This is a genomic window from Delftia sp. WSY_16, from assembly GCF_043104415.1.
GTDB classification, from domain to species: domain Bacteria; phylum Pseudomonadota; class Gammaproteobacteria; order Burkholderiales; family Burkholderiaceae_C; genus Comamonas; species Comamonas tsuruhatensis.
The window spans coordinates 356,046-368,674 of the sequence record NZ_JBICKS010000019.1; the positions used below are offsets into that span (position 1 = coordinate 356,046).

The following is a 12,629-nucleotide window of genomic DNA, read 5'->3' on the forward strand; positions in this document are numbered from 1 at the left end:
CTTTTTCCTCCTCCGATGTGAATCCCTCGCGCATGCCTGGGGGCATCCGGCCCTCAGGCATGCATGTGATCAATGGAAGCCGCCGATGCGCTTGAAATCCCCGAAGTTCATCCAGACGAAGAAGGCCCGGCCAACGATGTTCTTGTCGGGCACAAAGCCCCAGTATCGGGAATCCAGCGAATTGTCGCGGTTGTCGCCCATCATGAAGTACTGGCCCTCGGGCACCTTGCAGGTGATGCCTTCGACGCTGTAGCGGCAGTTCTCGCGGAACTCGAAGCCGCTGGCACCCTGGATGAAGGCGGGCACGTCCTGGTTCACGATCATGCGGTGCGGCTTGTCGCCCAGCGACTCCTCGTACTGCTTGAAGTAGCGCATCGCGTCCTTGTCGAAGAAGTCCGGCAGTTCGCTGACCGGGACTTCCTTGCCATTGACCGTCAGCCGCTTGTTCAGATAGGAGATCTCGTCACCCGGCAGGCCCACCACGCGCTTGATGTAGTCCAGGCTGGGTTGCGGAGGATAGCGGAACACCACCACATCGCCGCGCTGCAGCGGCTGGCCCTGGGTGATCTTGGTGTTGATCACCGGCAGGCGCACGCCGTAGGTGAACTTGTTCACCAGGATCAGGTCGCCCACGAGCAGCGTGGGGATCATGGAGCCCGAGGGAATCTTGAACGGCTCGAACAGGAACGAGCGCAGGACAAAGACGATGGCGATCACGGGGAACAGGCCCGCGGTCCAGTCCAGCCACCAGGGCTGCATGAGGATGCGGCCCTTGGCCTCTTCCGACACCTCGATGTCGGTCTTGGCGATGCCCATGCGGTCGAGTTCTGCGCGGCGCGCCACGGCAGCCTCCTCGATGGCCACGGCGGCGCGGCGGCGGCGGGGCAGGAAATACAGCCGTTCGGCCACCCAGTACAGGCCAGTGACCACGGTGGCCAGGAACAGCAGCAACGCGAAGTTGCCCTCGATGAAGCCCGTGTACCAGGCGCCGATATAGCCCACGAAAGCCGCCAGCACGACGGCCGTAATCCATTGCATGGCTTGCATCAATCCTCCACTTGCAAGATGGCCAGGAAGGCCTCCTGAGGCACTTCCACCGAACCGATCTGCTTCATGCGCTTCTTGCCGGCCTTTTGCTTCTCCAGCAGCTTGCGCTTGCGGGTGATGTCGCCGCCATAGCACTTGGCCAGCACGTTCTTGCGCATGGCCTTGACGGTTTCCCGAGCAATGATGTTGGCGCCGATGGCGGCCTGGATGGCCACGTCGAACATCTGGCGGCTGATGATCTCGCGCATCTTCGCCACCACGGCCCGGCCGCGGTACGTGGCCTGGGAGCGGTGCACGATGATGGACAGCGCATCGACCTTCTCGCCGTTGAGCAGGATGTCCACCTTGACCACGTCGGAGGCGCGGTACTCCTTGAACTCGTAGTCCATGGAGGCATAGCCGCGCGAGACCGACTTGAGCTTGTCGAAGAAGTCCAGCACGATCTCGCCCAGCGGCATCTCATAGGTCAGCATCACCTGGCGGCCGTGGTACTGCATGTTGATCTGCACGCCACGCTTCTGGTTGGCCAGCGTCATCACCGGACCCACATAGTCCTGGGGCATGTACAGGTGCACGGTCACGATGGGCTCGCGCACCTCCTCGATACGGCCGGCATCGGGCATCTTGGACGGGTTCTCGACCTGGATGACCTCGCCATCGCCCTTGACCACTTCGTAGACCACGCTGGGCGCGGTGGTGATCAGGTCCTGGTCGAATTCGCGCTCCAGGCGCTCCTGCACGATTTCCATGTGCAGCAGGCCCAGGAAGCCGCAGCGAAAGCCGAAGCCCAGCGCCTGAGAGACTTCAGGCTCGAACTGCAGGGACGAATCGTTGAGCTGCAGCTTTTCCAGCGCATCGCGCAGCTGGTCATATTCGCTGGCTTCGGTGGGGTACAGACCCGCGAACACCTGGGGCTTGATTTCCTTGAAGCCGGGCAGGGCCTCGGTGGCAGGGCCCAGATTGTTGGGAAGCTTCTTTTCCAGCGTGATGGTGTCGCCCACCTTGGCTGCCTTGAGCTCCTTGATGCCGGCGATGATGTAACCCACCTCGCCGGCGCGCAGCGCGTCGCGCGGCACGTCGGCCGGAGTGAACACGCCCAGGTTGTTGGCTTCGTAGGCAGCGCCCGAAGCCATCATCTTGAAGCGCTCGCCACGCTTGAGTTCACCATCGACCACGCGCACCAGCATCACGACGCCCACGTAAGTGTCGAACCAGCTGTCGATGATCATGGCGCGCAGTTGGCCATTGGGATTGCCCTTGGGCGGCGGCACCTTGGCAACCACGGCCTCCAGGATCTCGTCGATGCCCATGCCGGTCTTGGCCGAGCAGGGAATGGCATCGCTGGCATCGATGCCGATGACGTCCTCGATCTCTGCCTTGGCGTTGTCGGGGTCAGCCTGCGGCAGATCCATCTTGTTGAGAACGGCCGTCACTTCCACGCCGAGATCCAGCGCGGTATAGCAGTTGGCCACGGTCTGTGCCTCTACGCCCTGAGAGGCGTCCACCACCAGCAGCGCTCCCTCGCAGGCCGACAGGGAACGCGAGACTTCGTACGAGAAGTCCACGTGGCCGGGCGTGTCGATGAGGTTGAGGTTGTAGACCTGACCATCCTTGGCCTTGTACTGCAGGGCAGCCGTCTGCGCCTTGATGGTGATGCCGCGCTCTTTCTCGATATCCATCGAGTCCAGCACCTGGGCTTCCATGTCACGGTCAGCCAGGCCTCCGCAACGCTGGATCAGGCGGTCGGCCAGCGTCGACTTGCCATGGTCGATGTGCGCAATGATGGAAAAATTTCTGATGTGGTTCATCAACGAGAAGGACTGCTAGTGAAAGTGGAAAACGACAGGGTCGGCGCGCAAGAAAAAAGGGCGCGTCCATGAACGACGCGCCCCGAACCAACAATCTCTGGCAACTGCGATAGTTGGGACTTTATTGTAGGCAAAAAGGGCTGGAAACCAAGCCCTGACAAGGCCTGCAAAGCTCCGGGCTTGATCTGTCACAATTATTTATCAACAGTTTATCAACAGACCCGACAAGCCATTTCTAGCCCGTCGATCACCGGATAGTGCGGTGCTTTTGCACCGCAACAATCCTCTTTGAAAACAGGTTTCTGACGCCTTGAGCCGTCACGCTTTGGTGGGGCATTTTACCCAATGCCCCAAGGGGCATGGGCAGGCCTTGATCCGGATTCCGAGGGTATTCCCCAGTACCCCGAAAAACCGGCCTACCCCAACCCCTCAGCGGGCAGGACGGATAAGCACGTACTGAGCCCATTCGCCGCGGCGCACCAGAAGGTTCACCGGCTTGCTCTTGTCCACCTTGGCCAGCGTGGCCTCGAAGCTCTTGAGCCCCGTGACCTCGACATTGGCCAGTTGCAGGATCACATCACCTTCGCGCAGGCCTGCGCGTGCTGCTGCCTCGACAGCGTCCGTCACGCGGACACCACCCTTGATGCCCAATTCCCTTTTCTGGGCATCCGTGAGTTCGGCCAGCGTCAGGCCCAGCGACTGGGAGACCAGGGTGCTGCCCTTGCCTGCAGCCTTTGCCTGGGGAGCGCCATCGGGCTCGACTTCGGCGATCACCATGGTCAGATCCTTGGCGGCTCCGCGGCGGAATACGGTGATGGTGCTGCGCGTTCCGGGCTTGGTGTTGCCCACCAGACGCGGCAGGTCGGCGACCTTCTCAATGGCCTTCCCATCGAACTTGATGATCACGTCACCCGCCTCGACGCCGGCCTTGGCGGCTGGGGAATCGGGTTCCACGGCAGAGACCAGCGCACCCTGAGCCTTGCCCAGGCCGATGGATTCGGCAATGTCCTTGGTGACCTGCCCGATTTGCACGCCGATGCGCCCTCGCGTGACCTTGCCGGTGGCGCGCAGCTGGTCGCTGACGCGCACGGCCTCGTCGATCGGAATCGCGAAGCTGATCCCCATGAAACCGCCGGAACGCGAATAGATCTGGCTGTTGATGCCCACGACCTCGCCGCGCATGTTCAGCAACGGGCCGCCCGAGTTGCCGGGATTGATGGCCACATCGGTCTGGATGAAGGGCAGATAGTCTCCCGTGTCGCGCTGCTTGGCGCTGACGATGCCTGCGGTGACCGAGTTGTCGAGGCCGAAGGGCGATCCGATGGCCATCACCCACTCACCGACCTTGAGACGGTTCACGTCGCCGATCTTCACGGCGGGCAGTCCGGTGGCATCGATCTTGACCACAGCCACGTCGGTGCGCTTGTCGCTGCCCACGATCTTGGCCTTGAACTCACGCTTGTCGGTCAGCGTGACGATGACCTCGTCAGCACCTTCGACCACGTGGGCATTGGTCATCACAAAGCCGTCCGCCGTCAGGATGAAGCCCGACCCCACGCCACGCGGCTGTTCCTCGTCAGGCTGTGAACGCGGCTGGGGGCGTTGGCGCGGCACATTGGGCACGGGCAGGCCGAAGCGGCGGAAGAACTCGAGCATGTCCTCATCCATGCCCAGCACCTCGGCAGAGTTGGCCGACGCCTTCTCCAACGTGCGGATGTTGACCACGGAAGGCCCTACCTGCTCGACCAGGTCGGTGAAGTCCGGCAGACCCCGCACCACGGCACCGCTTTGCGCATGAGCGGCACTCACCGGCACCAGCATTGAGGCGCTGCCAGCAGCCAGCGCCAGAACGCCTGCCAGTGTGCAGGACTGCAGCGTCTTCCATCGAACTGTGGTCATGGTGATCCTTTCCTTCTCAATCATTGTGTTGCCCCCGTGCCCATTGCGCCCGGGCGGCCTGTTCAGATACGCGGTGCCGACTTGCATCTCGGACGAACGCCACATTCTGGCGCAGTCCCGGCATGCACCGGCCAGACGATGGCTCAGAAGCCTGAAAGACGCTGTTAGTTCCCGAATCGGCAGCATGCATGCGGCGCGAACCGCCGTGCATGGGCCACAAATGACTGCACCCGCGTCCATTTCAATGCCGAACGGCTGGACGCGGGTGCAAAAGAAGGCAGGAGAGTCATGCTCTCCTGCGGGATTCAGCGCTGGTTCGCGCGCGGTGCCGAGGCGAAGTTGGCATTGCGCAGGAAGCTGGCCGGCATCTGCAACGTGGCCGGACCACTGTATTGCGGATGGGAGGCCAGCAGCGCATCCAGGCGCGGATCACGCAGCATGACGCTTTGGCCATAAGGGCCTGCCACAGCCACCACCGAAGAGGATTGGGCCGTATCTCCGAGAGGGAAGTCCTGGGCATTTCCAGCGACAGCAGCCGCTGCAGGCGCCCCCGTTTCAAGGGCGGCCAATGCCCGGCCCGGCGCCGCGCCGGGGCCTGCAGGCGCGCCGAGCATCACGCTCCAGCCAATGGCAGCCACGGCCGCCACGGAAGCAAAACCCGCAGCCATCTTCCAGCGGAATACCGACGCATTGGCTGCGTCGTGCAGCGGCGCGCCATTGACGACGGCCCTGCCGTGCGCCGGGCGCGCGACCTGCTCCAGCTCGTCTGCGGCGACGGGAACCAGTGGGCGGCGCGGCTCGTTGGCCAACTGGGAGCGGATTCCGGAAAGCAGATCGTGCCGGCTGTGGTGCGCCAGCTCAGGAGAGCGCAGCACATCGCCCACCAGGTGGTACATGCGCCATTCCTGCTGGCCTGCATCGCTTTGCGCATAGGCCAGCGCGGCCTGCAGCTCCGCGGCAGAGAGTTCGCCATCAGCCAATGCCGACAATTGTTCGCGCTTCGTCAGATCGTCATTCATGATCAATCACCTGCCTGTCTGCTCTGAGACCCTGTACCCAAAAAATGCGCCACCCGATGGCCATCACCCGTTGCTACCACCGCTTGCCAGACTGGCGCTCCAGCAAAGGCTTGACTCTCGCTGAAATCGCTTCGCGTGCACGGAAGATGCGTGAACGCACGGTGCCTATGGGACAACCCATGGCGTTCGAGATTTCCTCGTAGCTCAGGCCTTCGATTTCCCGCAACGTGACGGCTTGACGGAGATCTTCGGGCAAGGCCTCCATGGCGGCGTTGACTGCCTGGGCAATCTCCTGGGCCGCCAGGATCGTTTCGGGTGTTTCTTCGGTGGTTAGTTCCTGGCTGAGCCGGGAAGTTTCATCATCGTCATCCCCGTTGTGTAACGCGCTTTCGGTGATCAGCGGCGAGCGCTTCATGTCCAGCAGCGCCTTCTTGGCGGTATTCACGGCGATGCGATACAGCCAGGTGTAGAACTGGGCATCACCCCGGAACTGGTGCAGCGCCCGATAGGCCCGGATGAAGGTTTCCTGCGCAATGTCAGGCACCAGGTCCACGTCGCGCACCATGCGGCCAATGAGGCGCTCGATGCGGCGCTGGTACTTGATGACCAGCAGCTCGAAGGCCCGCATGTCTCCTGCGTTGGTGCGCTCGACCAGAGCCAGGTCGCTGTCGGCAGAAGAAGGCGGGAATTCGGGAGGCGTCATGAAATCGGTGAAGACGGGCCGTGGCGGCCCTGGCGCAGTCACTGCGCGCGTTCTGTAGGTCTGGGCGGGAAATATACAGCACGCCGCAAATCACCCCAGGTTTCAGGACTCTGCCTGTAAGACAGCAGCAGCCAGCGGGAGCTTCGCCAGCGCAAAGACCCCGTCGTAACGGGTCTGGCCTGCGCCCATAGCCATTGACCACCGTCAGCGCGCACCTGCAGCAGCACCGGCTGCGCATCGTCGGCAGCGGCTGCCTCACCAAGCCACCACTGCGCGCCATCCCATGCAACAAAGCCTCTGCCCAGGGCGCGCCATCCATGCCACATGCCTGCAGCTGCAACCAGAGAACCCGTGACAGCCACGACGGCAGGCCCCCATCCGGACTGAAGATCAAGCGCCCACGCCAGCAAAAGCATGGCCGCCAGCAGCCAAAGCGCGCACAGGCATGCGACCGACCCACGCGGTGGATTCAGCGGATGGCGGACTGCGGGCGGGGCATGGCGTGACGTCATGCCTGCAGTGTCGCAAAACCGCAGCATGTCTGACATGCGTTCCACCCCTGCCGGACGCGCCCTGACCCATGGGAGAAATAAAAAAGCCCGCTCCCTTGCGGGGCGGGCTTTTCATGGTGAGGTGTGCAGGCCTCAGATTCGCTTGAACACCAGCGTTCCGTTGGTGCCGCCGAACCCGAAGTTGTTTTTCACTGCCACTTCGATCTTCGCATCCCGTGCCGTGTTGGCGCAGTAGTCGAGATCGCACTCGGGATCCTGGTTGTCCAGATTGATGGTCGGGGGAATCTTCTGCTCGTGCAATGCCAGCACGGTGAAGACGCTCTCGATGCCGCCAGCGCCACCCAGCAGGTGACCGGTCATGGACTTGGTCGAGCTGACAACGATTTTCTTGGCGTGATCGCCCAGAGCCGCCTTGATGGCATTGGTCTCGTTGAGGTCGCCCAGCGGCGTGGATGTGCCGTGCGCATTCAGATAATCGATCTGGTCGGCGTTGATGCCGGCGTTGCGCAGAGCTGACAGCATGGCGCGGCGCGGGCCGTCCATGTTGGGCGCCGTCATGTGGCCGGCATCGGCACTCATGCCGTAGCCGCACAGTTCAGCATAGATCTTGGCACCGCGGGCCTTGGCATGCTCGTACTCTTCCAGCACCAGCACGCCTGCACCTTCACCCAGCACAAAGCCGTCGCGGTCCTTGTCCCAGGGACGCGAGGCGGCCTTGGGATCATCATTGCGCGTGGACAGTGCGCGCATGGCGGCAAAGCCGCCGACGCCCAGCGGGGAGACCGTGGCTTCCGTGCCACCAGCCACCACCACATCGGCATCGCCGTATTCGATCATGCGTCCTGCTTCGCCTATGCAGTGCAGCCCGGTCGTGCAGGCAGTCACCACGGCGAGATTCGGCCCCTTGAAGCCAAACCGCATGGACACATGGCCAGCCACCATGTTGATGATGGAGGCAGGCACGAAGAACGGCGTGATGCGGCGCGGTCCGCGCGCAGCCAGTTCTGCGTGGGTGTTCTCGATCAGCGGCAAGCCGCCGATGCCCGAACCGATCACACAGCCGATGCGCGTAGCCAGATCATCCGACAAGGCCTCGCCCGTGGGCAGACCTGAGTCCTGCACGGCTTGCGCCGCAGCAGCGATGCCGTAATGGATGAAGGTGTCCATGGAGCGCGCATCCTTGGCGCTCATGTACGACTCCACATCGAATCCCTTGACCTCGCCCGCAATCTTGCAGGCAAAGTTCGAGGCATCGAACTTGGTGATGAGGTCAATGCCGGACTGGCCGGCCAAAAGATTGGCCCAGGCGTCGCCCACCGTGTTACCCACGGGGGAGATGCAACCCAGGCCGGTCACGACAACGCGACGACGGCTCATGCGTAAAACCTTCTGCTGATCGCTCGGGTCAGGGCCCTGTCAGGCCTTCTGGTGGGTGTTGGCGTAGTCGATGGCGTTTTGCACCGTCGTGATCTTTTCCGCGTCTTCGTCGGGGATCTCGATGCCGAATTCATCTTCCAGGGCCATCACCAGCTCCACCGTGTCCAGGGAGTCAGCACCCAGATCAGCCACGAAGGCCTTTTCGTTGGTGACTTGAGACTCTTCAACGCCGAGTTGTTCGGCAATGATTTTTTTGACACGTGCTTCGATATCGCTCATGGTTTCCCTCTGGGGGTTGTGAATGAACCCGCGATTCTAGCCGTTTCGGACCTTACGCCCTCTTCAGCCGGCCGTCGCGAGGAAACGGCCTCTTCGGTTGCAAGCAACGGCGGCTTCTGGCAGGGATCTGCCCGCAGCCGCCGCAGCGCTTACATGTACATGCCGCCGTTGACGTGCAATTCCTGGCCGGTGACGTAGCCTGCGCCCGCCGATGCGAGATAGGCCACGGCATGGGCGATGTCGCTGGGCTGGCCCAGATCACCCATGGCGATCTGCGATTTCAGGGCATTTTTCTGCTCTTCAGGCAGCTCCGCCGTCATGTCGGTGGCGATGAAGCCCGGAGCCACGCAATTGACCGTGATGCCGCGGCTGCCCAGTTCACGGGCCAGCGCACGCGTCATGCCGGCAACGCCGGCCTTGGCAGCTGCATAGTTGGCTTGACCGGGGTTTCCGGAGGCACCAACGACGCTGGTGATGTTGATGATGCGTCCGAAGCGCTGCTTCATCATGGGCCGAATGGCCGTACGGCTGACTCGGAAAACCGCCTTGAGATTGGTGTCGATCACCGCATCCCAGTCATCGTCCTTCATGCGCATGGCCAGGGTGTCGCGCGTGATGCCGGCATTGTTGACCAGCACATGCAGGCCACCGTCATTCTTGACGATGCTGTCGATCAGGGCATCGACGGCGGTCACGTCCGTGACATTGAGGTTCACGCCACGGCAGCCCTCATGGGCCGACAGGGCCTGGCTGATCTTCTCGGCACCACCATCGGTGGTGGCCGTGCCGATCACGCGGTAGCCGCGCGCTGCCAGCTCCTGGGCAATGGCGGCACCGATGCCGCGCGAGGCACCCGTCACCAGGGCAACCTGGGGCTTGTTCTGGTTGTCAGTCATGCGAGGGATTCTTTCACGTCGGCCAGCGTGGCCGGGTCATAGAGGGCAGCGGCCGTCAGGTCCGCGTCAATCCGCTTGGTCAGGCCCATCAGCACCTTGCCGGGACCGCACTCGACGAGGTGGACGACGCCGCGGGCCTTCATGGCCTGAACGCATTCCACCCAGCGCACCGGGCCGAAGGCCTGGCGATACAGCGCATCGCGAATGGCGTCGGCGTCCTGCTGCACAGTCACGTCGATGTTGTTGAGCACTGGGATGCGCGGTGCAGCCAGCACGGTGGCAGCCAGCGCCGCCTTGAGCTTTTCGGCCGCAGGCTTCATCAGGCTGGAATGGAAAGGCGCCGACACCGGCAGCGGCAGCGCGCGCTTGGCGCCTGCGGCCTTGAGGGCCTCGCAGGCCTTCTCGACAGCCGCCTTGCTGCCGGCAATCACGGTCTGCGAGGGGTCGTTGAAATTCACGGCCTCGACGACTTCCGCACCACCCAATGCCGCCGTGACTTCTGCGCAGCCTGCGCGCACCTTGTCGGCATCCAGCCCCAGGATGGCAGCCATGGCACCGGTTCCCACGGGAACGGCCTCCTGCATGGCAGCCGCGCGCAGCCGCACCAGCGGCGCAGCCTGGGCCAGGGTCAGCACACCTGACGCGACCAGGGCCGAGTACTCACCCAGCGAGTGGCCCGCCACAACGTCGGGCAGCGCGCCGCCTTCGGCCTGCCAGACGCGCCAGGCAGCCACACCGGCCACCAGCATCACGGGCTGGGTATTGGTGGTGAGCGCCAGAGCTTCCTTCGGCCCCTGCTGGATCAGCTGGCCGATGTTTTCGCCGAGGGCATCGGAGGCTTCGACCAAGGTCTGGGCCACGACGGGATGGTCACCCCATCCGTCGAGCATGCCTACCGATTGCGAACCCTGACCAGGAAAAACGAATGCAAACTTCTTCATGATTTTCAAAAATAAAGGCCGCGCCATGGGCGCCTGCCCTCAGGCAGGCATCCCGCATCACATCTTGAGAAGTACCGCGCCCCAGGTGAAGCCGCCGCCAACACCTTCCAGCAGCACGGTCTGACCGGGCTTGACCTGGCCACTGCGCACGCCGTGGTCCAGCGCCAGGGGGATCGAGGCAGCCGACGTGTTGCCATGCTGGTCCACCGTCACCACCACCTTGTCCATGGACAGCTTGAGCTTGCGCGCCGTGCTTTGCATGATGCGGATGTTGGCCTGATGGGGGATCAGCCAGTCGATGTCGGCATCGGTGAGCCCTGCCTTGTCCAGCGTGGCGCGAGCAGCCTTCTCCAGCACGCCGACCGCCAGCTTGAACACGGCTTGCCCATCCATCTTCAGCAGCGGATCACCGAGGATCTGGCCACCGGAGACATTGCCTGGCACGCACAGGATGCCGACATGCTTGCCGTCGGCATGCAGGTCGGAAGCCAGGATGCCTGGCTGCTCGGACGCCTCCAGCACCACGGCTCCGGCACCGTCACCGAACAGCACGCAGGTCGTCCGGTCGTTGAAGTCCAGGATGCGGCTGAATACTTCGGAGCCCACCACCAGCGCGCGGCTCGCAGCGCCGGACTGGATCATGGCGTCGGCCACGGTGAGGGCGTAGACAAAGCCGCTGCATACGGCTTGCACATCAAAGGCCGCACAGCCATTGGCGCCGAGCTTGTTTTGCAGGATGCATGCCGTGGACGGGAAGACCATGTCCGGCGTCGATGTGGCGACGATGATCAGATCGATATCCTGCGGCTGGCAGCCGGCGGCTTCCAGCGCCTTCTTCGATGCCTCCAAGGCCAGATCGCTGCTGGCCACTTCTGGCGCGGCAAAGTGTCGGGCATGGATGCCGGTGCGCTCGACGATCCACTCGTCCGAGGTCTCGATGCCGCGCTGGGCCAGTTCGGCTGCCAGATCGTGATTGGTGAGTCGGCGGGGTGGCAGGTAACTGCCCGTGCCGGTGATGCGTGCGTAGCGTCTCATCTGTATTAGGGCGCCGACGGTCCCGATTCCGACTGCGCAGCCAGCAACAGAGGCAGGGCTGCGGAGATACGGGTACGGACACGGTCGAGCAGGTTGTTGCGGGCCGCATCATACGCGCGCTTCAGCGCGTGCTCGAAAGCCAAGGCATCGGCCGATCCATGGCTTTTGAAGACCAGCCCGCGAAGGCCCAGCAGCGCCGCGCCGTTGTAGCGGCGATGATCTACGCGCCTCATCAAAGCAGTTAGCACCGGATAGGCAACGATGGCCGCCATTTTGGTGAAGATGTTGCGCTTGAACTCCTGCTTGAGGGCATTGGAGATCATGGACGCCACGCCCTCGGAAGACTTGAGAGCCACGTTGCCCACAAAGCCATCACAGACCACGACCTGGGTCGTGCCCTTGAAGATGTCGTTGCCTTCGACGTTGCCGTAGAAATTCAGATGACCGGCCTTGCCGGCCGCGCGCAGCAGTTCGCCAGCGCGCTTGATGACCTCGCTGCCCTTGATCTGCTCCTCGCCAATGTTGAGCAGACCCACCGAGGGCGCCTCTTCGTTGTTCAGGGCAGACACCAGGGCCGAGCCCATGACGGCGAACTGCAGCAGATGCTCGGCCGAGCAGTCCACATTGGCACCCAGGTCCAGCACCGTGGTGGCCTCGCCCTTGGCATTGGGCAACTGGGGCGCGATGGCAGGGCGATCAATGCCATCGAGCGTCTTGAGCAGGTAGCGCGAGATGGCCATCAGCGCACCCGTGTTTCCAGCCGACACAGCAGCGGCAGCCGCGCCATCCTTGACTTGCTGGATGGCGATGCGCATGGAGGAATCCTTCTTCCTGCGCAGCGCCATCTCGATCGGATCATCCATGCCGACCACTTCCGAGGCCGGCACCACACTGGCGCGCTCATGCGCAAAGCCAGCCAGCGCATCGGGCTGGCCGACCAGCAGCAGCCGGGCATCGGGGTGGGAATCGAGGAACTGGCGGCACGCCGCAAGCGTGACGCGGGGGCCGTGATCACCCCCCATGCAGTCAACGGCCAAAGTGATCATGTGCGACTGGCAAGCCTGTTGCAAGGCCTGGAAAGATAGGAGCAACCATCAGAAAAAACAAAAGCCC

The 12,629-nt window shown here is 63.1% G+C and carries 11 protein-coding genes; all 11 read right to left on the bottom strand.

Annotated features, from left to right (window positions below; all coding sequences use genetic code 11):
- Positions 1 to 69 precede the first annotated feature (69 nt).
- The gene (gene lepB, locus ACF8O7_RS11060) at positions 70 to 1,047 is read right to left on the bottom strand and encodes a signal peptidase I (protein ID WP_016451178.1); all 978 of its coding nucleotides are present in this window, start codon (positions 1,045 to 1,047) and stop codon (positions 70 to 72) included.
- Positions 1,047 to 2,855: a translation elongation factor 4 gene (lepA, locus tag ACF8O7_RS11065; RefSeq protein WP_016447789.1), complete on the bottom strand. Its 1,809-nt coding sequence runs from the start codon at positions 2,853 to 2,855 to the stop codon at positions 1,047 to 1,049. The genes lepB and lepA overlap by 1 nt, the downstream gene beginning before the upstream one ends.
- Before the next feature lie 429 nt (positions 2,856 to 3,284).
- Positions 3,285 to 4,754: a DegQ family serine endoprotease gene (locus tag ACF8O7_RS11070; protein ID WP_126310818.1), complete on the bottom strand. Its 1,470-nt coding sequence runs from the start codon at positions 4,752 to 4,754 to the stop codon at positions 3,285 to 3,287.
- 305 nt (positions 4,755 to 5,059) lie between these two features.
- On the bottom strand, positions 5,060 to 5,773 hold the full coding sequence (locus ACF8O7_RS11075; RefSeq protein ID WP_016447791.1) for a sigma-E factor negative regulatory protein: 714 nt from the start codon (positions 5,771 to 5,773) through the stop codon (positions 5,060 to 5,062).
- A 73-nt stretch (positions 5,774 to 5,846) separates the two neighbouring features.
- Complete coding sequence (rpoE, locus tag ACF8O7_RS11080) at positions 5,847 to 6,476, bottom strand: RNA polymerase sigma factor RpoE (protein ID WP_016447792.1); 630 nt, start codon at positions 6,474 to 6,476, stop codon at positions 5,847 to 5,849.
- Positions 6,477 to 7,120: 644 nt separating this feature from the next.
- The gene (gene fabF, locus ACF8O7_RS11085; protein ID WP_016447793.1) at positions 7,121 to 8,365 is read right to left on the bottom strand and encodes a beta-ketoacyl-ACP synthase II; all 1,245 of its coding nucleotides are present in this window, start codon (positions 8,363 to 8,365) and stop codon (positions 7,121 to 7,123) included.
- 39 nt (positions 8,366 to 8,404) lie between these two features.
- Positions 8,405 to 8,644: an acyl carrier protein gene (gene acpP, locus ACF8O7_RS11090; protein WP_003058049.1), complete on the bottom strand. Its 240-nt coding sequence runs from the start codon at positions 8,642 to 8,644 to the stop codon at positions 8,405 to 8,407.
- A 149-nt stretch (positions 8,645 to 8,793) separates the two neighbouring features.
- Positions 8,794 to 9,540 carry a 3-oxoacyl-ACP reductase FabG gene (fabG, locus tag ACF8O7_RS11095; protein ID WP_016447794.1) on the bottom strand — a complete coding sequence of 249 codons (747 nt, stop codon included), beginning with the start codon at positions 9,538 to 9,540 and terminating at the stop codon, positions 8,794 to 8,796.
- Positions 9,537 to 10,481, bottom strand: coding sequence for an ACP S-malonyltransferase (gene fabD / locus ACF8O7_RS11100; RefSeq protein WP_026062373.1), 945 nt, complete (start codon positions 10,479 to 10,481; stop codon positions 9,537 to 9,539). The genes fabG and fabD overlap by 4 nt, the downstream gene beginning before the upstream one ends.
- A 57-nt stretch (positions 10,482 to 10,538) precedes the next feature.
- Positions 10,539 to 11,516, bottom strand: a complete 978-nt coding sequence (locus ACF8O7_RS11105; RefSeq protein WP_016447796.1) for a beta-ketoacyl-ACP synthase III — start codon at positions 11,514 to 11,516, stop codon at positions 10,539 to 10,541.
- A gap of 5 nt (positions 11,517 to 11,521) precedes the next feature.
- Positions 11,522 to 12,562 (bottom strand): phosphate acyltransferase PlsX, encoded by a 1,041-nt coding sequence (plsX, locus tag ACF8O7_RS11110; protein WP_016451174.1) that lies wholly within the window; start codon positions 12,560 to 12,562, stop codon positions 11,522 to 11,524.
- Between the last annotated feature and the right edge of the window lie 67 nt (positions 12,563 to 12,629).

What these genes read in the sequence shown, in the direction of transcription:
- lepB (WP_016451178.1), bottom strand. Translation starts at nt 1,047, where the DNA reads ATGCAAGCCATGCAATGGATTACGGCCGTCGTGCTGGCGGCTTTCGTG.
- rpoE (WP_016447792.1), bottom strand. Translation starts at nt 6,476, where the DNA reads ATGACGCCTCCCGAATTCCCGCCTTCTTCTGCCGACAGCGACCTGGCT.
- fabD (WP_026062373.1), bottom strand. Translation starts at nt 10,481, where the DNA reads ATGAAGAAGTTTGCATTCGTTTTTCCTGGTCAGGGTTCGCAATCGGTA.
- ACF8O7_RS11105 (WP_016447796.1), bottom strand. Translation starts at nt 11,516, where the DNA reads ATGAGACGCTACGCACGCATCACCGGCACGGGCAGTTACCTGCCACCC.
- ACF8O7_RS11070 (WP_126310818.1), bottom strand. Translation starts at nt 4,754, where the DNA reads ATGACCACAGTTCGATGGAAGACGCTGCAGTCCTGCACACTGGCAGGC.
- lepA (WP_016447789.1), bottom strand. Translation starts at nt 2,855, where the DNA reads ATGAACCACATCAGAAATTTTTCCATCATTGCGCACATCGACCATGGC.
- acpP (WP_003058049.1), bottom strand. Translation starts at nt 8,644, where the DNA reads ATGAGCGATATCGAAGCACGTGTCAAAAAAATCATTGCCGAACAACTC.
- plsX (WP_016451174.1), bottom strand. Translation starts at nt 12,562, where the DNA reads ATGATCACTTTGGCCGTTGACTGCATGGGGGGTGATCACGGCCCCCGC.
- fabF (WP_016447793.1), bottom strand. Translation starts at nt 8,365, where the DNA reads ATGAGCCGTCGTCGCGTTGTCGTGACCGGCCTGGGTTGCATCTCCCCC.
- ACF8O7_RS11075 (WP_016447791.1), bottom strand. Translation starts at nt 5,773, where the DNA reads ATGAATGACGATCTGACGAAGCGCGAACAATTGTCGGCATTGGCTGAT.
- fabG (WP_016447794.1), bottom strand. Translation starts at nt 9,540, where the DNA reads ATGACTGACAACCAGAACAAGCCCCAGGTTGCCCTGGTGACGGGTGCC.